The sequence below is a fragment of the Bifidobacterium sp. ESL1133 genome, from assembly GCF_058107325.1.
On sequence record NZ_JBYLUI010000002.1, the window covers coordinates 237639 to 259739 of the forward strand.

16 protein-coding genes and 1 tRNA gene are annotated in these 22101 nt (G+C 59.1%); 5 read left to right on the top strand and 12 right to left on the bottom strand.

Features of this window, described 5'->3' with window-relative positions:
* The first annotated feature begins 113 nt into the window (after positions 1-113).
* From AC3B5A_RS03130 to AC3B5A_RS03150, 5 genes are all read left to right on the top strand, one after another.
* Positions 114-1004: a glycosyltransferase family 2 protein gene (locus AC3B5A_RS03130; RefSeq protein WP_489798776.1), complete on the top strand. Its 891-nt coding sequence runs from the start codon at positions 114-116 to the stop codon at positions 1002-1004.
* Positions 1005-1036: 32 nt separating this feature from the next.
* Positions 1037-1765: an MgtC/SapB family protein gene (locus AC3B5A_RS03135; RefSeq protein WP_489798778.1), complete on the top strand. Its 729-nt coding sequence runs from the start codon at positions 1037-1039 to the stop codon at positions 1763-1765.
* 186 nt (positions 1766-1951) lie between these two features.
* Positions 1952-3001, top strand: a complete 1050-nt coding sequence (locus tag AC3B5A_RS03140) for a polyprenyl synthetase family protein (RefSeq protein WP_489798780.1) — start codon at positions 1952-1954, stop codon at positions 2999-3001.
* 271 nt (positions 3002-3272) lie between these two features.
* Positions 3273-3491, top strand: coding sequence for a hypothetical protein (locus tag AC3B5A_RS03145; RefSeq protein WP_489798782.1), 219 nt, complete (start codon positions 3273-3275; stop codon positions 3489-3491).
* 62 nt (positions 3492-3553) lie between these two features.
* Positions 3554-5179, top strand: coding sequence for a mucin-binding protein (locus AC3B5A_RS03150; RefSeq protein WP_489798783.1), 1626 nt, complete (start codon positions 3554-3556; stop codon positions 5177-5179).
* A gap of 1119 nt (positions 5180-6298) precedes the next feature.
* Here AC3B5A_RS03150 and AC3B5A_RS03155 read toward each other — a convergent pair.
* From AC3B5A_RS03155 to AC3B5A_RS03210, 12 genes are all read right to left on the bottom strand, one after another.
* Positions 6299-6372: transfer RNA gene (locus tag AC3B5A_RS03155), tRNA-Arg, on the bottom strand.
* A 533-nt stretch (positions 6373-6905) separates the two neighbouring features.
* Positions 6906-8231, bottom strand: coding sequence for a serine hydroxymethyltransferase (glyA, locus tag AC3B5A_RS03160; protein ID WP_489798785.1), 1326 nt, complete (start codon positions 8229-8231; stop codon positions 6906-6908).
* Between the two features lie 163 nt (positions 8232-8394).
* Positions 8395-8607: a hypothetical protein gene (locus AC3B5A_RS03165; protein WP_489798787.1), complete on the bottom strand. Its 213-nt coding sequence runs from the start codon at positions 8605-8607 to the stop codon at positions 8395-8397.
* Between the two features lie 120 nt (positions 8608-8727).
* A complete protein-coding gene (gene ileS, locus AC3B5A_RS03170) occupies positions 8728-12087 on the bottom strand; it encodes an isoleucine--tRNA ligase (RefSeq protein WP_489760765.1) in 3360 nt (1119 codons plus the stop codon).
* Positions 12088-12404: 317 nt separating this feature from the next.
* Positions 12405-12554, bottom strand: coding sequence for a hypothetical protein (locus AC3B5A_RS03175; RefSeq protein WP_489760764.1), 150 nt, complete (start codon positions 12552-12554; stop codon positions 12405-12407).
* Positions 12555-12720: 166 nt separating this feature from the next.
* Entirely contained in the window at positions 12721-13617 is an 897-nt protein-coding gene (locus AC3B5A_RS03180; RefSeq protein WP_489798788.1) for an AAC(3) family N-acetyltransferase, read from the bottom strand.
* Positions 13618-14101: 484 nt separating this feature from the next.
* A complete protein-coding gene (locus AC3B5A_RS03185) occupies positions 14102-14587 on the bottom strand; it encodes a hypothetical protein (RefSeq protein ID WP_489798790.1) in 486 nt (161 codons plus the stop codon).
* Between the two features lie 556 nt (positions 14588-15143).
* Positions 15144-16730, bottom strand: coding sequence for a sensor histidine kinase (locus tag AC3B5A_RS03190; protein WP_489798792.1), 1587 nt, complete (start codon positions 16728-16730; stop codon positions 15144-15146).
* Positions 16727-17386 (bottom strand): response regulator transcription factor, encoded by a 660-nt coding sequence (locus tag AC3B5A_RS03195; protein WP_489798794.1) that lies wholly within the window; start codon positions 17384-17386, stop codon positions 16727-16729. Before AC3B5A_RS03195 ends, AC3B5A_RS03190 begins: the two co-directional genes overlap by 4 nt.
* 181 nt (positions 17387-17567) lie before the next feature.
* Positions 17568-18839: an MFS transporter gene (locus tag AC3B5A_RS03200; protein WP_489798796.1), complete on the bottom strand. Its 1272-nt coding sequence runs from the start codon at positions 18837-18839 to the stop codon at positions 17568-17570.
* A gap of 195 nt (positions 18840-19034) precedes the next feature.
* Positions 19035-21557: a heavy metal translocating P-type ATPase gene (locus tag AC3B5A_RS03205; RefSeq protein WP_489798798.1), complete on the bottom strand. Its 2523-nt coding sequence runs from the start codon at positions 21555-21557 to the stop codon at positions 19035-19037.
* A 109-nt stretch (positions 21558-21666) separates the two neighbouring features.
* A complete protein-coding gene (locus AC3B5A_RS03210; protein WP_489798800.1) occupies positions 21667-22056 on the bottom strand; it encodes a cupredoxin domain-containing protein in 390 nt (129 codons plus the stop codon).
* Between the last annotated feature and the right edge of the window lie 45 nt (positions 22057-22101).

Consider the following 22101-nt stretch of genomic DNA (forward strand, 5'->3'; position numbering starts at 1 on the left):
TCTGGGCACGTGGACGGACACTGTGCATGCAGCGCAAAAACATCTCGTCTCCCGCCACGAACGCACACACCTCATGTTCGGCACTGTATGGTTCTTGCCTTACAGTAGAACACATGCTGAAGGTTTCGATCGTCATTCCCGCGTACAACGAGCACGAGCATATCGTCAACTGCTTGATGAACGCGACCTGCCAGAGCGTGGCACCTCACGAGGTCATCGTGGTGGACAACCGCTCCAGCGACGATACCCGAACCTTGGTGGAACAATTCATCGCCGAACACCCGCAAGCTCCGGTACGTCTGGAACAGCAAGACGAGGAGCAGGGACTCATCCCCACTCGCAACTACGGCCTGTCCATAGCCACCGGCGACATCTACGGACGCATCGACGCCGACTGCATGCTCAAGCCCGACTGGGTGGAAGTGGTGACAAACATCTTCGAGTCCGACCCGCAGGCCATGGGTGCCACAGGCCCAGCGGTCTACTATGACATGCCCGCACACCGCGTGGCGTTCGAGGGCGACAACGTGGTACGCCAGACCACCTACCGCGCCGACAACAACCAAGTGCTGCTGTTCGGCTCGAACATGGCTCTGCGCGCCAGTACATGGGAACAGATCAAAGACTCAGTATGCCGGGATAAGGCGGACGTGATGCACGAGGATATCGATATTTCCCTGCATATGATGGATCACAGCCTCAAAACCGTATATTCCAGTCGCATGATCTGCGGGGTCTCCGCAAGACGCATGGACACATCGTTCAACTCGTTCCGCGCCTACATGAAACGCTTCAAGAACACGTTCGACGCTCACCCCAACCACTCCAGAAAACACAGTACGGAGCGGGCACTCTTCGCGCTCTACCCGGCGCTGCGTCTCTTCTACCCTGTGTACCAGAAATATCTGGATGCCATGGACATCGACCCGGCGGAACGTATTTGGCTGAAAGAGCAAATCGAAATCGCAGAGCGCGCACAGGTACAACCTGAGCTACAGTCATAGGCACAGGTACCGCACAAGGAGCAGAGGAAGATATGCACGGTTTCCAGTTCGACATGTGGGATCAACAGGCAATCTATCTGCTGGCGGCGTTTGTGCTCTCCGTGGCCATCGGCATCGAACGCCAGGCGCGGCACAAGGACGCCGGTGCCAGAACCCACTCACTGGTCGGTGTGGGATCGGCATTGTTCGTCATCATCGGCAAGTACGGGTTCCTGGACATGCTCAGCATCGGTGTGAAGGCGGATCCGTCGCGCGTGGCCGCGCAAATCGTCTCTGGCATCGGGTTCATCGGTGCCGGCGTGGTGTTCACCCAGCGCAGTCACGTACGGGGCCTGACCACGGCCGCGTCCATTTGGATGACTGCGGCCATCGGTTCGGCCTGTGGCGCCGGTCTGCTCGTGCCGGCGGCCATCGGCACCGTCATTTACTTCCTGACTGTGCTGCTGGTGCCTTTTGTCATCAAAAAAGTAGCCCCTTCGGCAGGATCTGACGACTTGCTGCGCCTGCGCTATCTAGACGGACACGGCACGCTGCGTTCCATTCTTTCCGTATGTGCCTCGCATGGCGTGACGGTGGAAGGCTTTTCCACCCGCGCCACCGAACACGGGACAGACCACGACCCCAGCGGCGACGCCGGCAGCGATAACGGTGTCGTCTCCGCCAATCTGGCCATTCGTGGGCGTGACTCGGCAGAACTCATCGCCGACCTTTGTGGGCTCGATGGTGTGATTTCCGCTACACGGATCAACGGCGGCGAATAGCATTTTCGTTGAGTCAGCGAGGTTTAGCGCATATTCCCCAGTGTTTCCATAGGCGAACGCAGCAGCAGTTATCACGCCTGCACACGTACTATATACGCGTTGCTATATTAGGGAGCAACACTGAGCGGCAATACTGATACGAGCTACAACGGAAACGGCATGGAACACCACAGAATCGAGAGCGGCATGACACTTCGGCACGCAGCGCTACTGCAGCGGGACCTCAAGCGTGTGGTGGAGACCATGCACAACGAAGAGGATCATCTCACCCCATACCGAGATACCTACCGCACCCTGCTCGACAACCACGGCAAGATGATTCGGGCGTCGTTGGCATTGGTCTTCTCCTATGCTGCAGCGGCCGACACCACTACAGCCGATAAGCCGCAACCTGCACCACAACGTGTTATTCGAGCGGCGGCGGCCTTGGAAATGCTGCATTTGGCCACGCTGGTACATGATGACGTGCTCGATTCCGCCCCCATCCGTCGCGGCGAACCAACCGTGCAGGTGCTGCACGGCAACAAAGCCGCCATCTACTTGGGGGATCTGATCCTCGCCCGTTATATGGAAATCATGGCGGATGTGGCGCCCGATACCGCTTTCCTGGCCCACCAGGCACACACCGTGGGCGAAATCGTCTCGGGAGACCTGCTGCAGGAGTCCGCTCGTCACAATACATCCACCACCAAAACGCACTATGTGCGGGCCATCACCGGCAAGACGGCGGCTTTGTTCCGTTTGGCGTGCACCACCGGGCTGACACTCGGCTCAGCCGATGGTGCTGTATGCAGCAAAACCGCGCAGCAACAGGCGGCAAACTTCGGGGAAAACCTGGGCGTAGCATTCCAGATTGCCGACGACATCGAAGATTTCAACGTCGGTCACGACACCGGCAAGCCCAAGCTTGAGGATATTCGCGACGGCATCTACACGCTGCCCGTACTGCTCGCCCTGCAGTCAGACTGCAATTTCGAGGCGATTGTGCGGCAGGACGACCCACAGGCCGTACTGGCTTATCTCGACGAGCATCCTCAGTTCATCGAGCAGAGCCGAGACGAGGCGAAATCACGGTTGCAGGCTGCAAAGCAGGCGGTGAACGGCAGCATTGACGCACAAAGCACAACCGATGTTGATGCCGATACTGCCGGCATGAGCGATGCGGCAGTTTTCACCGACACCGGCATCGCCCCTTTGCTCAACAAGCTGGTCGATAAGTTCGCGGCCACACTGTAGGCGATATCTGTACAGATTCCGGCTTTCTGGGATTCTGACTTCGCAATTTCCTGCTTCCTGCTTCCCGATTCATCGCCTCCCGCTTCCCCGCTCCCGGCTCCCCAAGCCATCGCCTCCCGCTTCTCATCTCCACATGTAACGCATGTCACATGTGTAATATATGCTCAAAACAAGTTGTTTTATGCACTCACAGTGCTGCCAATCAACAGACCTTACACACAGTGCCACCAGAGGTGTTTGCGCAGGCACACGGAAACGGAGCAGTCACACCATGTCACTCTTCAGCACGTCACACCGCACAGGTACCGCGAACACACATCGTACTGCGGGAATGCTGTCCATCATCCTCGCCGCGTCCACCATCGCCCTTACAGGAGGCATCACCGCTTATGCCGCAGGCATCGGAGACAACGCCAACACCTCAGCGGCCGCTTCCAGCGATGCCAACCCCTCGGCAGCATTGAATATCACCCCCCCCCCGCGAGCCTGAAGCTCTAGATTCCAGCACACCGCTGCTTGCCACGGCCAACGAAGACCAGCCGCAATCAGCAGATGCCACCTCCACACGACCAGATGGCTCCTCGCAGCAACTTTCCGGCGACGGCCCCCTCGCCCTCCGGTTCCGGTGCCGCCATTTACGGTGCCACACCGTCAACGCAGGGCGATAAGCCCAGCCTCTCCACCATGGGCACCGGCATATGCAACGTGGGCCTGACTAACCTGTTCGGCCTCAGGATGGATTACTACAGCGGTCCCGCATACAACGCAATTACGGCCATTACCACTACAGCCGACAAACTCACCGGTTACTTGGGCAGCCAGTCACCGACAGCACAGACCTTCACTGCCACAGGATGCGACTACACCGCCACCAACACCGTACAGTTCCGATATTCCAACGGCAGTTCGGCTGGAGGTGACGTCAACCAGAGCATCATGTACGAAGTCGTAAGCGCCGGCTCCGTCACCTTCCAATTCGGCTCCGGCGGAGGAGGAGCCATCTCTCAGCCAGGTTTGCCCGGTAAACCAAGGCCCACCCCTACCAATCCTGTGCCCGCCGGCAGCGAATGGGGAGAACTCGTCCTCACCCTCAGAGGAGCGGACCGCCTCTGGAACACCCCGGTCGCTTGCAACCATGGTGGCGCTTGCGGTTCGTTCAAAGGCACGTGGCCTGTCCTCGTGAACTCGTTCAACTCATACTCGTTGAACGGCACCTACTACAACGCCGGAAACGCACAACCCGGCTACAGCGGCGTCTACGTGCCTGTCAAGCCCGGCTACGACGTCTCCGTCACCAACGGCAGTTGGAATCCCAGCACCCGCATCGTAACACCCAACGCACCGGTCAACGCAGCCGGCGCACCCGTCTACGGCACCGACCTGATGAGCGCCACCAACGCGGTAACTACCATCACCTATGTCAAACCGGCCGCCAACGCCACCGTCCACTGGAACGTGAACGGAGTCGAAAACACCGGCATGCAGCAGTCATTCAACGGGCGCCAGGACGATCCGCTCAGCGCCGTTTTGACTGCACGCATCCCTGCCGGCTACTACGCCCAACCAGCAAGCCCCGGCCTGTCCTGTAACGACACCACCTGCTCAATCAACACCACCTACCCCGCAGGGCATTCGGACTACTGGATCAACTGCCAACCACTGCCCGCCAAAGTGCAAACCAAAACTCAGACGCGCACCATCCACTACCAGTACCAGCACGACCATACCCAAGCGGCTCCTGACCGGGTGGACACCGTGACCTGGACTCGCGAACAACGCACCAACCCCGTCACCGGCACCGTCTCCTACACCAGCTGGGTTACCGCCAACAGCAACGACGGCACCACCAAAACCACCGGCTACTACCCGCAGGCAGACAGCCCGCACCTCGACGGTTGGACCACCCACACCCCGACCACCCAAGCGCAAACCACCGCCCACACCGATGGCACGCCTGTAGCAGACCCAGCTAATCCCGCCGCTCCTGTGAACCCCGAACTGACCAACCGCACCAGCGAGATCACCATCACCTACTACCCCGCCGTCAAAGCGCTCCCCTTCACTGGAGGCGCCACCACAGCGGCCATCATCGCGGTCGCGGGGCTCATCATCGCAGTCATATTCCTCGCCATCGCCTCAGCACTGAAGCACAAGCAACACCACACCACCGCTGATTGATCCCCACCACCTGCCCATACTGGCCGGTTGCATACCAGCTGCCCGTACCGACCGCGCACCCACCTCACCGAAACGTACCCATGTCCCACATATCTCAAGCGAATGGGTACGATTCGGTCAGATTACGCCGCAGTAATGAACGAAACGTACCCAATCACCACAGAACCCGAACACATAGGTACGTTTTCATCCAAATACTCACAATGAAACAAACGAAACGTACCCATATCATCCCACCAGACTTCCGTCGTCTGCCACAATCTCTCTCACTTCCGGCAGACGACGGAACCCGGGGTGGATACCGCAACTCCACAGCTGCCACCATCCACCCCACACAACCCAACGCATCACCACACAACCCAACGCATCACCACGCAACCCAACGCAACAAAACGCAACCCAACGCAACAAAACGCAACAGAACCGACGCTAGCCCTATTTCACCGTCGCTTCTGTAGCTCGCTAACGCCACCAAGCAACACAACCGACGCTAAATCTATTCCATCGACGGTTCCGCAGCGCAGCAACACCTCCACGCTACATAACCGTCACTAATCCTATTTCACCGACGGTTATGTAGCGCGATAACGCCACCAAGCAACAGAACCGTCGCTAACCCCACTTCATCGACGGTTCCGCCGCACATCAATACCTCCACGCAGCGGAACCGTCACTAACCGCATTTCATCGACGCTTCTGTAGCGCGCTAACACCACCACGCAACACAACCGACGTAAACCGCACTCCTACTGGCAATCCCGTAACTCGTTCGACATCGCTACATACCAACACCACGCAACAGAACCGTCACTGACTCCATTCCACCGACGGTTCCGCCGCACAACAACAACCCAACGCAACACAACCGACGCTAACCCTACTTCGCCGACGCTTCTGTAGCGCCGCTAACACCTCCACGCAACAAAACCGACGCTGACCCCATTTCACCGTCGGTTCCGCAGCGCGTTGGCATTACTGCAGCAGTACAACCATTACAATCAGACATCATCCCCGCCGAACCGCATCATCGCGGTCGGCATCGCAGATCACAAGCAACCGGCAATAACAAAACGGCGGAATACTCAACACGATACAGTCTCGAGTATTCCGCCGTAACGGTGCGCCAGACAGGATTCGAACCTGCGACCTGCTGATCCGTAGTCAGCTGCTCTAATCCACTGGGCTACTGGCGCGCATCGCCCAACAGCCAACGCCGAAAGGCAACTTGAATAGAATACCGCAACTCCTCAACTTTCGCCACCTCGGCGCGTCGAAACAGTGCGATACTCTTTCTCCTCCCTATCCCAGCGCAACAGTCAGCATGACTCCCGGCGCAACAGCCCGCACGATGTCACCCAAATAGCAGGCGCCGCCACACATGTTCACGCGCCTGCACTCAAGCATCCACTCTCACACATACACACGCTAGCATCCCTCTGCGCCGCAATGCCGCGCCTCAAGCATCCACATCCGTACATACACGCAAACGTCCGAACACAAACGTCCGATTTTTGCATAGGCGACCGCAGTACAGCGCACAATCGCAACCATTCAGGCACAACCAAGCACTCACGCCCAGTCACACATAACTGGCTACACACGTCAAGCACACGCACCCAGTCACGCACAACCAAGCCACGCAACCGGTCACCCAATCGAATCAGTCGCACGCACCAGTCACGAGCATTAGTCACGCACAACCAAGCACGCGCCCAGCCACGCACAATCAGTGCGTCTGGTCAAGCCCCGGGTAGAGCGGGAACTCGTGCGCAAGCTTTACCACTCGGGCACGCAGCGCGTCCACATCTGCGCTCTTGCCCTGAGCTAGCGCTGTACCAATCACGTCAGCGATTTCACGATACTGTTCCTCACCAAATCCGCGGGACGCCAGTGCGGAGGTGCCGATTCGCAGACCGGAAGCCACGGAGGCCGGGCGCGGGTCGAACGGCACTGTGTTGCGGTTGATGGTGATGCCGCATTGCGCCAGCAGATCCTCGCCCTGCTTACCGTCCATCTCACTGTTGCGCAGATCGACCATCACCAAGTGAACGTCGGTGCCACCGGTAAGCAGTGTGATGCCTTGCGCTTTCACGTCATCGGCAAGCAGGCGCTCGGCCAGAATCTTGGCCCCGTCGAGCGTGCGCTGCATGCGATCCTTGAACTCGGGCGTCGCCGCTTGGCCGAAAGCCACAGCCTTGGCGGCAATGACGTGCATGAGCGGGCCACCCTGCTGACCGGGGAACACAGCTGAGTTGAGCTTCTTGGCATACTCCTGCTTGGCCAGAATAAACCCGGATCGCGGACCGCCGAGCGTTTTGTGGGCCGTGGAAGAGACCACGTCGGCATAGGGCACGGGGCTGGGGTGCAAGCCGGTGGCCACAAGGCCGGAGAAGTGGGCCATGTCAACCCAGAACTTAGCGCCCACCTCGTCCGCAATCTCCTTCATCGCTTTGAAATCCTCGATGCGCGGGTATGCGCTCCAGCCGCCGATGATGAGCTGCGGGTGCACTTCCAACGCACGCTGACGGATGATCTCGGGGTCAATACGGAAGGTCTCCGGATTCACCCCATAGGCCTCAGCATTATAGAAGCGCCCTGAAAAGTTGATTTTCATGCCATGCGTCAAATGCCCGCCATGGTCGAGTGCCAACCCGAGCACCGTGTCTCCCGGCTTGACGAGCGCCTGGTAGACGGCGGCATTGGCCTGCGCGCCGGAGTGCGGCTGCACGTTGGCATATTCCGCACTATACAGGCTCTTGGCTCGCTCTTGTGCGATGGTCTCCACCTGATCGACCACCTCGCAACCACCGTAATAGCGCCTGCCCGGGTAACCTTCGGCATACTTGTTCGTAAGCACCGAGCCCTGGGCTTGCAGCACCGCGCGCGGCACGAAGTTCTCGGAGGCGATCATCTCCAACCCCTCCTGCTGGCGGCGCAACTCCTCGTCCAGCAAGGCCGCGATCTGCGGATCGGCTTCGGCGATGGGGGCGTTGAATGCGTCCGAGGCACGCTGTGCCAGTGGCTCATCACTATTGTTCGTAACTTCGGTCATATTGCCTCCTTGAGGAAAACTACCTGCCTAAAGAGCGCCGCAAATATCGGCACTAGCCTTTATCCGAGGCTAGCACATAAGGCACCGGCTACGCTCGGCAAGTCGCGCTTTCGCTCGCCGCCGTCATACATTTGCTTTATGACGCGCATATCGTTCAAAGTCGTCATTGCCGAGCAAGAGGTGAAATCAGAGCCGCCACACCGGCTGCCGCGCGTACGCCTCCTGCAATGAGTATGACCGTAACCATCGAATACCCTTGTTCAAGCAGCAGGCCGGAGCACCATGAACCCAGCGGTATGGCGGCATACGAGACCATTTCAGCAACGCGTCCCTCACCAACGTATTGCTGGTGAGGGACGCGTTGAGAAGATACCAAGGCTGAGAAGATGCCGGACCGAGCTGCTGACTTGGCCCGAGTCTCAGGCTCAGATCTCAGGCTGCGGTCTCGAGCTTCAGGTTTGAAAGCCCAAGGCTTGAAAGCATCAGAATTGAAGCATCAGGCCTTAGCAACACTGACGGCCAGCTCGGTAGCTGCAGCATCTGGGACCACACTGAACAAAGTCGCCAGTGTCTCCTCGGCGATGAGCGTGCGGAACTGCTCGACCTTCGCCTCATCGGCGGCAGGCACGGTGAGTTTCAGCGAGATGCGGTCGGCCACGTCAAGGCCGGCATCCTTGCGCGCGTCTTGCACAGCGCGGATGGCATCTCGAGCGTAGCCTTCGGCCAGCAGGTCATCGTTGAGCGCAGTGTTGAGAATGACGAAACCGCCGGAAGGCAATGCTGCGGAAACGTTGCTCTCGCGGTCGGCGTCGCTGGTCTCTTCAACCTGGTTGACCATCTCATACTCACCTGCCTCTAGCGCAATGTCGCCGTTCGGGGTGTGCACCACGGGAGCCCCGTCAGCGTTCACTTCCCAGTCCCCCGACTTGGAGGCACGAATGGCGAATTGCACTTGCTTGCCCAAACGCGGGCCGGCGGCGCGGGCGTTGACCTTCAGGTCGTGCACGATAGTCAACCCATGATCAGCAGCGTCGGCGAGCGCCGAGAATTCAACGGTTTTGACATTGAGCTCGGAGACCAGCAGCGACTCGTACGGCTCGAGCGCAGCAGGGTCGTCCACCAGCACAGTGAGCTTGGCGAGCGGCTGGCGCACACGAATCTGGCTGGCTTTGCGCAGGGAGAGCGTGCCTGAAACCACTTCGCGCACCTGCTCCATCGCGGCCACCAGAGCCGGGTCGTCTTGCAAGAGCTTCCCCAGTTCGGTGGGGCTGGCGCCAGCACTATCGGCCGCGCAACCGGCGCCTTGCTCATTGACAGCCAGGAACGGCCAGTCTGCCAGGTGCACAGACTCGCCGCCGGTCAGCCCGCGCCAAATGCTCTCGGCTTCCATCGGCGCGAGCGGTGCCATGACGCGCATGAGCACTTCGAGCACGGTGTACAGGGTGTTGAACGCCTGCTCGTCTTCGTTCCAGAAGCGGTCACGCGTGTTGCGAATGTACCAATTAGTGAGCACGTCGATGAAATCTTGGACTTCAGCGCACGCCTGCGAAATAGCGAAGTCGTCGAGCGAACGCTCCACATTGCTCACCAGGCGGCGCAGTCGAGCCAGCAGGTAGCGGTCCATGCGGGGCAAACCGGCCACCTCGTCGGCACGCAGCTGACGAGCCGCATAACCCTTGCCGTCGTTAGCCGCGTTGGCATAGAGCGTGAAGAAATAGTAGGAACTCCACAACGGCAGCATGACCTGACGCACCGTGTCGCGGATGCCGTCGGCGGTGACGATGAGATTGCCGCCGCGCAGGATGGGCGAGCTCATCAGGAACCAGCGCATGGCGTCAGATCCGTACTCGTTGAACACACCGTTCACATCCGGATAGTTGCGCAGATGCTTGCTCATCTTCTGTCCATCGTCGCCGAGCACGATGCCGTGGCAGATCACGTTCTTGAACGCCGGCCGGTCGAACAGGGCGGTGGCCATGACGTGCAGCACATAGAACCAGCCGCGGGTCTGGCCGATGTACTCCACGACGTAGTCCGCCGGGAAATGCTGCTCGAAGTACTCCTTGTTCTCGAACGGGTAATGGAACTGGGCGAAGGGCATGGAGCCGGACTCGAACCAGCAGTCCATTACGTCTGTGATGCGGTGCATGTGAGACTTGCCAGTGGGGTCGTCGGGATTGGGGCGCGTGAGATTGTCGATATAGGGGCGGTGCATGTTGACTTTGCCCTCACCGTCGCGCGGGTAGTCACCAAAGTCCGCCTTCAGCTCATCGAGCGAGCCGTAGACATCCACACGCGGGTATGCAGGGTCGTCGGAAACCCAGACCGGGATGGGCGAACCCCAGAAACGGTTGCGCGAAATCGACCAGTCACGTGCGTTGGCGAGCCACTTGCCGAACTGGCCGTCCTTGACGTTGCCGGGGATCCAGTTGATCTCCTGGTTGTTGGCCAGCAGACGATCCTTGATCTTGGTGACGCTGACGAACCAGGAGGAGACCGGCTTGTAGATCAGCGGGGTGCCGCAACGCCAGCAGTGCGGGTAGGAGTGCACGTAGCTCTTCTCCTCGAAGAGCAGAGCGCGGCGTTCTTCGGGAACTCGCGCCAGCGGGCCGTCACCGTTGCGCAGGTTGCGCACAATGGGCATGTTGGCGTCGAACACATACATGCCCTCGTAGTCGGGGCAAGCGGAAGTGAAGTTGCAGCCGGCGTCGAGCACATCAATGGAATTGATGCCGTTGGCGTTGAGCGTATTCATATCGTCTTCGCCGTAGGGCGCCTGGTGCACCAAGCCGGTGCCTTCCACCGTGTCCACATAGTCGGCGGTGAGAATCTGGTAGGCGTTCGGGCCAGGCACATGGCCTTGCGATTCCGCCTCATCCCCTGCAAAGAAGGGGAACACCGGCCAGTAGCGCCAGCCGGCCATGTCGGCGCCCTTGAGCTCACGCACCACCTCGTAGTTCTCACCGAGCACCTTCTCGTAGTTGCTCACCAGTGGCTTGGCCAAGTAGAATTTCTTGCCCGCGAACTCGCCTTCAGTGGGTTTCACTTCCACGTAGTCGATGTCAGCGCCCACCACGATGAGGAAGTTCGTAGGCGTGGTCCACGGCGTGGTGGTCCAGAACACGGCGTAGGCGTCGTCCTCGTCGCGCAGCTTGACCGCCACAGCGACCGTGGTGTCCTGCTTGTCCTGATAGACGTCGTCGTCCATACGCAGCTCGTGGGCGGAAAGCGGCGTACGATCCTTGGGGCAGTAAGGCAGCACACGGTAGCCCTTGTACGCCAAGTCCTTGTCGTACAGCTGCTTGAACGCCCACATGACGGACTCCATGTAGTTGGTGTCCAGCGTCTTATAACCGTGCTCAAAGTCCACCCAGCGAGCCTGACGGTGCACATAGGCCTGCCATTCGTTGGTATACTTCAAAACGGACGTGCGGCATGCATCGTTGAACTTTTCGATGCCCAATTCCTCGATCTGATCCACCGACTCGATGCCGAGTTCCTTCTGTGCCTCCAGCTCGGCGGGCAGGCCGTGGGTATCCCAACCGAAGACGCGCTTGACTTTGCGGCCCTTCATGGTCTGGTAGCGCGGGATGACGTCTTTGGCATAGCCGGTCAGCAAGTGGCCGTAATGCGGCAGGCCGTTGGCGAAGGGCGGGCCGTCGAAGAAGACGAATTCGTTGTCGCTGTGGTCGCCGGATGGGTTGCGCTCCACAGACTTGTTGAACGTATCGTCCTTGTCCCAATAGTCGAGCACAGATTCTTCAAGTTTGGGGAAACTTGGGTTAGGCGCGACGCTCCCTTGCTGCCCGGCTGCCGCCTTTGGATATAGTGTGGAAGAATTGCCGGTTTCACTCATGTTGTGACTCCTCAACAAGCAGGTTGACATTACCTGCGAGGACGACGCAACCCGTTGCCGGACTGACCGCGGTACCACCCCGCTTGTCGCGCCTATTGCTTGCAGCTCGAGACCGGTTACTAGCCACCGTCTCGCGCCTCGTCGCAGCGCGACCGCTTGACCGGGCTCACGGGCCCTCCCGCCGGTTCTAGTAAGACGCGCACCGGTTCAAGCCCTGCGACTCGAACCCGCCCACGCCCGTTCTTCCGGAAACTCCCCGCTGATAGACGGATCAACACTTTGCTATGTAGCCTACCACCTCAGCCGGAACTCGTCCCCTATCCTGCCGAACCGTACCCACTATCGGTAGCCCTGCGCCGACGAAGCTTCTGCGCCTGACGAGTTGTGGACGGCACCAGACAGCGAGCGAAGGAATGACCCATGCCTATGCCGTACTCCGGTGCCGTCTGGTTGTGTAAATAGTTCATATGCCGAATGCAACGGATATAAGCTTCGCAGGAACGCATCATCGAGCAATGTGACCGAAAGGTACAAGAATTCGACACGCGGTGGATAAGTGGGCAACAATAAATCTGCTGTGTATATATCAAGAAATGCGTGCAAAACATTCATACTGCTACTGGCATCCAACTATCATACCGATTCGCGCTGGAGACGGTGAGCATCTTTTGCTTTCCAGTAGTCGCGCGCGGCATCAACCATCACCCTCATGGAAACCACGCGCACCGTACCACTCCCGAGCATGGCGGTGCTGACGGCATCTGGATGTTCGCGTTCGAACTGTTCGCCGAACTCGTTGAAATCATCGTAGGGCTCAAGCTCAGGCTGGGCGAACCGCACCCACACAGCTCTCCCCTGCTCGTCACGAACCTTGGCCGACTCGCTACCCAGCGACCTGCCGATAGTGGATTCAGCTAGGTGCAAGGCGGTGCACTTGTCATAACCGGTGCCCAGCATGACCACCTTGGCATCCACGTCGTAAAGTTTGCGCAAAGGGCTGTTGCTGCCAAACGGCACATCGAAGCGGTGCTCGTCATCCGCCTCACCGTCGGCGCAAACCTCTTGGGCAGCTGAACCCCATGCGGCGAACGAATACAACGGATGGCTGCTGCGCACGGTCGAATCAAGCGTGCGGAAATATTCCGGTACCGCCCCCATACCCGAGCATGGGGTCAGATCACGGTCAAACGGCGGTATCCCCTCACGAACTTTGTCCAGCAATGCCGGTGCCACCGATGGGTAGCCCCAGTCCGCAGGATCCGACCAGTCGGCGCTCTGCGTGGGCATGACGATCGTGCCGTGCGATACCACCGACTTCAGCGCGTTCACCACAGTCATAGCCGAGCCGGGAATAAAACCGAACGCACTCATTCTGGTGTGTATGATGCAGCTGTCGGTGGGCTCCAACATGGCGGCCAGGCACTCACGCAGCTCGTCGCCAGTAGTCACTTGCGTCACCTGTCGTTCGTACCACTGGTTCTCACTGGACGATGCAGCCTCTTCACTTGTGCCGGTGTTGATATCGGCCATAGTATTCTCCAACTTCTTTGTTTCTCATGCCGCCGCATCACACGCCCCACCCAAGTTAACGCCGCGGTATACCACATTGCACTTCAGTGTACCGGTTGCCCACCTCCACCATGCAAATCGACGTGACGCTTTCCGACGTCCCCTGCACTTCAGCGCACCCGCCACCCACCAACATCATGCCTGCGCCGGCTGCCTTAGTCTCCTTTTCGATACCGAGAACGGAGCCATGCGTATCATCACCAGCCCCCACATATGCCCATACCCCACACACTTCCGTTATGGGCACATTTCGCTCAGTTTTCGCCAAAAATCTGAACGAAACGTACCCACTACCGGAGAATCCACGGCTTCACGCCCACGACGGCACCGTTGCTTTCTGCAACCAATTCGAGTGACCGACCCGTGCACAGAAATATGCGGCACCGCTTACACATGGAGCCAGTGCCGCATATCCGTTCATTGTTAAACAGTGACGGAGCGCTTGTTAGCGAATATTGAGATCCGGTTCGCGATAGCCTGGGACCTGCACTTTGCACGAATCGATGGCGCGCTGCATCTCAGCTCCCTCACCGTCGCTCGACATTCCCGCCGACATACCGCCGCCCGGAATCTCCTTGCCTTCAGACATGCCGCCTTCGAAAACCACGTTGTTGTCGTCCTGAATCACCGCTGGCAGGCCCTGCCCCCGCAAACAATCGCGATAGCGCTCAGCGTCGGCTTTGCTCGAGGTGTTGGGTTTCCCTTTTGCGATTTCTTGAGCGGTCGGCCCGGTGACCTCTTTGCCGTCTACGAGCACCTTATCATCAGCGACAGTGATTCCAGATGCGGACTGCACCCATTGACCGATATCGTTGGCCGAAACTTTGGTGGCCGCCACGACCGACAGGAACGCGACAGCGCAGAGCGCCAGAGCCGCTACGATAGCCAATCGCGTACGCTTCTTCACCGTATTCTTCTTGATGTTGTGCATGATGTTACTCCTTGTACTTGGATTGTGTTGCACATCCCCAGTAAAGCCGACTCCATGTGAGCGCTACGTACATGCCGCCGTTACCCGACGCTCACCCACCACACTGAGAACGAGGCCGTGCGCATCATCACGCATGATTCATATATGCCCATACCCCACACACTTCCGTTATGGGTACAGTTCGATCACTTTCCGCCAAGAATCTGAACAAAACGTACCCACTACCGGAGAACCCACGGAAAGGTGCGTACAGTTCAATCACTTTCCGGCGATAATTTGAACGAAATGTACCCATTACCAGAGAACCCACGGAAAGATGGGTACAGTTCAATCACGTTGCAGCAATAATTTGATCGAAGCATACCCCCGAGCAGAAAGCCCAGTGATTGCCTTCCCACCATTACTCAGATATCCCTTCATCTACCCAAATCCAGGAGCTATAGATGCTTGACATACCAACGTCCGCAATCCTTTACCTCACGTAAAAATGGTTGCCTTCCAGCGTACAGGGAACGCTGTAAAACAGCATCGTTGGCGGCATTATCCACGCATCCAATTACTCGCACTCGGACACGCGCACATCGGGAAAGCGAATCGTCGCGCAGAACGCAGTAGGGCTTGGATAAGAAAACACCACAGACACTCCCAGCGCTTGCGCGATTTGCTGCACGATAGAAAGCCCCAAACCGTGCCCGGGACGGCCTGACATGCGGGTGAGGCTGCCGCGATAAAACGGCTGGGCGAGTTGGGTTTGCAGCTGCGGGGCCGAAGACGAATCCGGAACGATATCCGTCGTATTTTCTATCGTCAGCGACAGTGCGCCAACATCAGCGTCATCTTGCCCGGCAGCGCTTATGCCATCGGTCGATACGCATATCCGCCCGTCGTCAACGTTATATGCCACGGCGTTGCGAATCAGATTGTCGAGCAGAATATCGAGATAGTCCGGGCTGGTACTCACCTCCACGTCGGCAACACCGCTCATATCCACCACAATGTGCTTCTTGGCTATTTCCCCGCGGCAATTTTCCAGTATTGCGTTCAGACACTCGCGCAGCGAGACTCGGCTCGTGTCCAACTCTTCGGAAACGCTCCGTTCACTCACGCGCGACAGTGTCAGCAGGCTCTCGATGAGATGCGCGCTCTTATGATTGGCGGCGATGGCACGATGCACCGTCGGCTCCACGTCCTCGCTCAGACGGTGCTGGCTGACCAGCGATTCCAGGCTTGTGCCGATGGTGGCCACCGGGGTCTTCAGCTCGTGCGCGGCATTGCGCGCGAAGTTGCGCTGCCGGCTGGAGGCCTGATCGATACGGGAGAGCATGCCGTTGAGTGAATCGGCCAGATCGTCCACTTCGTCGCCGCCCCGGGCGGAGAGGCGCGTCACCTCAATTCTGGCGCCTGGGGACGCGCCGTCCAGCCGCGCGGCTTGGGCGCTGACCGAACCCAACCGCGCCGTCATACGCCCGGAAAGCGACCACACGAGCGCGAGCGCCAGCACGGAAAACACTGCGAAAATGGCGAGCGACCAGTATTGCATGCTGCGTACGATGGAATCCTTGGCGTCGATGACCGCGCCTTTGACGACGCCGTCGCGACTATCCACCACGTACGAGCCGGCAGGGCCGCAATCGCTGCCGCTGCACACCGTCGCGCTTTTGGGGTCGGCTGGCGCTCCCCTCGCGCCGTCGCCGGCTTTCCCTTCCCACATCGCATTGGAATCGGTGCCGGAGTTGGTGACGCTGTCTGCGCTGGAACCAGTGTCAGCACTGCCCTCGCTACCGCCGGTTTCGCCGTCGATTTTGCCGCTGGTCTTACCAGCTTCGCCGCCGTCACCGACGGAGTCTCCCTTACTCTCTACCGAGATGCTCATCTGCGAGATTTCCTGATTGAACGCGTGGTTCAGCAGCGCGTTCTGCACGACGACCACCAGCGCCATCATGACCAGAAACAGCGCGCCCATGCCCAGAGCAAGCTTGACGCGCAGGCTAATGCGGCGGCCGTGTTTCGGGGTTGCGGTGATACCGGAGGTTAGGTCAGAACCGGCGCTTGCGTCGGAACCAGAGGTTGCGCTAGAACCGGCGCCAGACGCACCGGAACTCACGCCCGGCCTGGGCATGCCGTCGGCTGCTTTCTGCGTCATGGTATGCGGTACCCCTGCCCTCGGCTCGAAACGATGATACCGGCATCCGGCAGTTTGCGGCGAAGCCCGTACACAGCCGTCTTCACCACCTCATATTGCGCGCCGTCGCTCGGCTCCCACAACAGATCGAACAGTTCCGCAGTGCTGACAAAACCACCGTCGGCGTGCATCAGCTCTTCAAGCAGCGCATACTCTTTCGGCGTCACATACACCGGCTGCCCGTCGCAATAGACCAATCGTCTGGCGGTGTCTACGCTGAGCCTGCCACGCTCGAGCACCACGGCAGCACCCGAGGTCTCTCTTCTGCACAGCGCGCGAATCCTGGCGAGCAGTTCCGGGTAGGCGAACGGTTTGGGAAGGTAGTCATCCGCGCCCATATCCAGCCCTTGGACACGGTCGTCGATGCTGCCGGCTGCGGTCAGCATCAGTACTTTGGCGGGGATGCTCAGCCGTTTGAGCGTGTTGAGCACTTCGTCACCGCTCAAGACCGGCAGGTCGCGGTCGAGCAGGAGCAGATCCGGCTCATCCTGTGTCACCGCAGTGAGCGCTTCCACTCCCGTGGCTGCCACCCTGGTGCGGTAGCCTTCGTGGTTGAGCGCATCCTGCAGCACGGCCGCAAGGTCGGGGTCGTCTTCCACAATCAGAATTTTTGCCATGCTTCACCTTACCTGACGTGCACTTTATACACCATTGTGTCTCAGCAAGGTAACGGTTGGGTAAGCTTGGCGAACGTACTGATATTCCGCACCCGTTCGCCGGGCAGGCTCACGGAGCAAAACTTCAGTATGCGCGTGTTCCCACATTCGTTCAGCATTGCCTTGGGGTGGAGTCGAGACCCTAGCAAACCGCCTTTTCCTCGCGCTTGGGGCTCAGCATAGATGCCACCAGCACAATGAACGCGTTAATGACCAGCGCAATGAACATGTTGCGGAACGAACCCACCTTCAGAGCACCTCGCGCCGCACCGAACACCAACAGCCCCAAAGCCAGGCCGGCCGCTCCCACAGCCGTCATCATGCTCAGGGAGTGTGCGCGCCCCTGCAGGCCACCCGCCTGCGAAGCGACCGTCTGCAACGGGGCACCCAGCAGCGCACCGAGCCCCACGCCCAGCAGCACAAGGGTGAACTTGGCTATGGTCTTGTTCTCCACAGTCACCACCATGCACAACGTCGCTACAACGACGACAGCCGACGCCACTATCAGCGCAGTTCGCGCGCCACTCTTGTCGTTCATCACACCGCCGAGCCAGGCGCCCAGCAGCGCGCCAAGCCCCACATGCAACAACAGCAGGGCCGCAGCCTTGGGCTTCATAAGGAACACGGTCTGCGCGTAGGTGGGAACATAGGCCAGCACCGCCACCATCATGCCGCCCAAGAAAGCAATCGCCAGCAATACCACATAAAACTTGCTGCGGAACAAGTCGCGGAACACAAAGGGCACATCGTGTCCAGCTCGGCCGTCATTGCCATCTCGCCCATCCTGGTTCCGGGCACTGCCAGTTCCACTGTCGAGACGCCACCATGCCAGGGCGAACACCACCAGCATCAGCAGCGGCACCGCTTTGTAGAACATCCGCCATGCGTCGGCCTTGACCAGCAGCGCACCGCAGACGAGCGGAGCGACCACGAGCGCAACGCCGGACACCATGCCGATCACTGACATCTTACGGCCTTGCTGATTGTCGCCGGCACGCTCAAACGCCACTTTCGACGCAATAACAAGGACACCGCTCGCACCAATGCCCTGCAGGAGACGGCCCAGCAAAACGAGCACATAATTCGGCGCAATCGCCACGACCAGACAGCCGATAATCCACAGTGCCGCATCGATGAGCACGACGCGCTTGGCACCGTATTTGACGGACAATGGAGCCACTGCAAGAACACTCACTGCCATGCCGAGCGCATACACACCGATAAACCACAGCACGTTCGAGAACGAAACGCCGAACGTGCGGCTTACTGCGGGGAATACAGCGAGCGCTGCGCCGAATTCCAGTTGCGTGACAAATACCATGAGAACGTATGGCCACATCGACGTGCGTTGTTCACTGCCGCTGGCTTGCACTCGGGGCTCTTGCGTCTCACTCACCGCTGAACTCTTACTCATATCACCCTCCGGGTGTTGTCCATCAATTCTCTCTGAGCGTAGAATAGATTGCTCCAAAAAGCAATGCTTTCTGCGCATTTTAGGAAATCATGCACATTGTTCGCTCTTCAACACCCGGATTCGGCAGGTCCAGTACGACGTTCGCCACCCCTGCCCGTTCAAGGCAAAGGTGGCGAACAGCGAACTCGGACGTGATCAGGCGGCGTATTTTGCCGGGTCGGCGGCAAAACTGTCGGCGCAGCCCTGAGCGCAGAAATAGTAGGTCTTGCCTTGGTATTCCTGGCTTGCGGCAGCAGTCTTGGGGTCGATCATCATGCCGCATACAGGGTCTTTGACAGTGCTTGTCTCAGTGTTCATGTTCATAGGAGTTCCTTTCTCGAACTGTTCTGATTGTTGGGATTGTTTGAGCGCTGATGCGTCGGATGACACGTCGGCACGTTGGAGCGAGGAGACCGGACCTGCGTCGCGAGCGCCACTGGCCACATTCCCATCATATTCGGAGCCTGCGGATTGCGATACACTCCGAGTACCGTCGGATTGCGCAGCGACCGCATGCCGCCCGCCGGTCGCCCCGGCTTGGCGTACATTCGCTTCGTCAAGCGTCCGCCGCCTGGCAAAAGCGAGGCGCCTAGGCGTTACGCTCGCTGGGTCGAAACGGTTGAGCCTGCTGGCGTTCAAGACCACTGACAGTGAAGAGAACGCCATGGCGGCACCTGCGATCATGGGACTGAGCGTCACATGGAAGAACGGGTACAGCACACCCGCCGCCACCGGTATGCCGATAGCGTTGTATCCGAATGCAAAGCCCAGGTTCTGCTTGATGTTGCGCATTGCGGCGCGAGAAAGGTCGACGCTGGTCACCACGCCCTGCAAGGAGCCGGAAACCAGCGTGATATCCGCGGCTTCAATGGCCACGTCGGTGCCGGTGCCGATGGCAAAACCAATGTCGGCCTGAGCCAATGCAGGCGCATCATTGATGCCGTCGCCAACCATGGCCACCATACGCCCCTGCCGCTGCAACCGTTCCACTTCAGCAGCCTTGCGTTCCGGCTTCACGCCAGCCACCACACTGGTGACACCGACTTGATTCGCCACGGCGCGGGCAGTGCGCTCGTTGTCTCCGGTCAGCATGACCACGTCAATGCCACGATTCATCAGCGACCGTACCGCCTGAGCCGAATCGGGTTTGACGGTATCCGCCACACTCAACACGGCCACCGTCTGCCCGTCAAGGGACAGCAGCACCGGAGTCTCTCCACGCTCAGCGCTCTGCCGCATCACCTGTTCAGCATGGCCAGAAGCCCCCGTATCGACTCCCGGTTCGATCAGTTCTGCGTTGCCGATCATCACACGCCGTCCGTCAACCCGCGCCGATACTCCGCCACCGGGAATAGCTTCGAATGATTCTGCCGGCTGAATCTGCAGACCAAGTTCCTGCGCGGCGACCAGCACAGCCTGGGCGAGCGGATGTTCAGAACGCTGCTCAGCAGATGCGGCAATACGCAACACTTCATCCTCGCTCAATCTTTCGCCATTCGCACCGTCGCCCAGTCCCCAGTCGCCGAGCACCTGCACACCCACCAATCGTGGTTTTCCTTGGGTGATGGTGCCGGTTTTGTCAAGCACTATGGTGTCGATGCCGCGCACTGTCTCAAGAGCAGCAGCCGAACGGATAAGCACACCGAACCGTGCAGCCTTGCCCGTAGAGATAGTGACGGATAGCGGCGTGGCAAGACCGAGAGCGCAGGGGCAGGCGATGACCAGCACAGCCACCGCTGCCACCAACCCGTGCACCCCTTGCGGCGCAGGCCCCCATATCCACCAGACCACAAACGTCCAAATGGCAATGAGCATGACTCCCGGCACAAAATAGCCGGAAATGCGATCCGCCAACCGCTGGATGGGCGCTTTTGAGGTTTGCGCGGCACGCACCAAACCGATGATTTGCGCCAGCATCGTTTCCTCGCCCACCTTGGTAGCTCGGTACATGAATGATCCCGTGCCGTTCATGGTGGCTCCGGTCACCTCGCTGCCAATTGTCTTCTCTACCGGCATGGGTTCTCCGGAAATCATCGATTCATCGACGCTGGACTCGCCTTCCAACACCACACCGTCCACCGGCAGCTGCTCACCAGGGCGAATAAGGATGACATCCCCCACTGCGACTTGATCAATAGGTACCTCGAGCGGTGCGTCATCGCGCAGCACACGAGCACGTTTCGGCTTCAGCCCGATAAGCGCACGAATGGAGTCCCCGGTGCCCAGCCTGGCATAAGCCTCCATCAACTGGCCGACAAGCATGAGGGTGATGATGGTGCCCACAGTTTCAAAATACGGTTCCCGAGCGTCAGCCGGCAGTATGCCCGGAGCAACCATTACCACCACACTGTAGCCATAGGACGCAGCCGTGCCGAGCGCTACCAGCGAGTTCATTTCGGGGGAACGGTGCGCGAGCGCCAGCCAGCCGGTGCGGTGGATAGGCCAGCCGGAATAGAACATGACCGGGGTGACAAGCGCAAACTGCACCCATGGGTTGAGGAAGAAACGAATGATGCCGTCCGGTATCCAACCATGCATCCACATATGGAACATAGCGAAGACGAAAACGGGAAGCGTACATACGACAGCTACGAGGAGACGGCGTTTGAGTACCGCTATCTCGCGGCGCCGTTCGCTGTCATCACCTGTGACCAATGGCTGAGAACCCTCTGATTTCATACTGCAACACCCCATTTCCACATCTTAGACAATCCCAAGCACCCACCTGGAACCGTCACATCTTGATACATCCTGATACATCCTGATACATCTGAACTCGCCTATGCCGTCACTGCTCAGGCAGGACCTTGACCATGCCGTGCAGCATGTTCATACCGCAGGCATAGGGCAGGTCACCCTCGTGGGTCGGCGTAAATTCGACCACGGTCTTTTGGAACGCCGGCAGCATCCGATCGATTCCCAGATCGGAGAACACGACGTGCGACGAACACTCGCCATCCTCCTGACGGTCGAATTCCAACCGAACCGGAGTTCCGGCATGCACTTCCACCGTCTGCGGCGTATAACCGCCTTTCACTACAATGCGGGCAGTCTGCACGCCGCCTTGACGTTGCGCCTGTTCAGAGCGGCGAGGCGCAAAGAAATACCACACTATGAACACTGTGAGCAGCAGCGCCGCCACAACCACTACCGTATTGCCAATCACTTGCACTGCCATAATCGCCTCATTCCATCTGTCCCGATCAACAATACTATACCCCCC

What these genes read in the sequence shown, in the direction of transcription:
- AC3B5A_RS03130 (WP_489798776.1), top strand. Translation starts at nt 114, where the DNA reads ATGCTGAAGGTTTCGATCGTCATTCCCGCGTACAACGAGCACGAGCAT.
- AC3B5A_RS03135 (WP_489798778.1), top strand. Translation starts at nt 1,037, where the DNA reads ATGCACGGTTTCCAGTTCGACATGTGGGATCAACAGGCAATCTATCTG.
- AC3B5A_RS03140 (WP_489798780.1), top strand. Translation starts at nt 1,952, where the DNA reads ATGACACTTCGGCACGCAGCGCTACTGCAGCGGGACCTCAAGCGTGTG.
- AC3B5A_RS03145 (WP_489798782.1), top strand. Translation starts at nt 3,273, where the DNA reads ATGTCACTCTTCAGCACGTCACACCGCACAGGTACCGCGAACACACAT.
- AC3B5A_RS03150 (WP_489798783.1), top strand. Translation starts at nt 3,554, where the DNA reads ATGCCACCTCCACACGACCAGATGGCTCCTCGCAGCAACTTTCCGGCG.
- glyA (WP_489798785.1), bottom strand. Translation starts at nt 8,231, where the DNA reads ATGACCGAAGTTACGAACAATAGTGATGAGCCACTGGCACAGCGTGCC.
- ileS (WP_489760765.1), bottom strand. Translation starts at nt 12,087, where the DNA reads ATGAGTGAAACCGGCAATTCTTCCACACTATATCCAAAGGCGGCAGCC.
- AC3B5A_RS03175 (WP_489760764.1), bottom strand. Translation starts at nt 12,554, where the DNA reads ATGAACTATTTACACAACCAGACGGCACCGGAGTACGGCATAGGCATG.
- AC3B5A_RS03180 (WP_489798788.1), bottom strand. Translation starts at nt 13,617, where the DNA reads ATGGCCGATATCAACACCGGCACAAGTGAAGAGGCTGCATCGTCCAGT.
- AC3B5A_RS03185 (WP_489798790.1), bottom strand. Translation starts at nt 14,587, where the DNA reads ATGCACAACATCAAGAAGAATACGGTGAAGAAGCGTACGCGATTGGCT.
- AC3B5A_RS03190 (WP_489798792.1), bottom strand. Translation starts at nt 16,730, where the DNA reads ATGACGCAGAAAGCAGCCGACGGCATGCCCAGGCCGGGCGTGAGTTCC.
- AC3B5A_RS03195 (WP_489798794.1), bottom strand. Translation starts at nt 17,386, where the DNA reads ATGGCAAAAATTCTGATTGTGGAAGACGACCCCGACCTTGCGGCCGTG.
- AC3B5A_RS03200 (WP_489798796.1), bottom strand. Translation starts at nt 18,839, where the DNA reads ATGAGTAAGAGTTCAGCGGTGAGTGAGACGCAAGAGCCCCGAGTGCAA.
- AC3B5A_RS03205 (WP_489798798.1), bottom strand. Translation starts at nt 21,557, where the DNA reads ATGAAATCAGAGGGTTCTCAGCCATTGGTCACAGGTGATGACAGCGAA.
- AC3B5A_RS03210 (WP_489798800.1), bottom strand. Translation starts at nt 22,056, where the DNA reads ATGGCAGTGCAAGTGATTGGCAATACGGTAGTGGTTGTGGCGGCGCTG.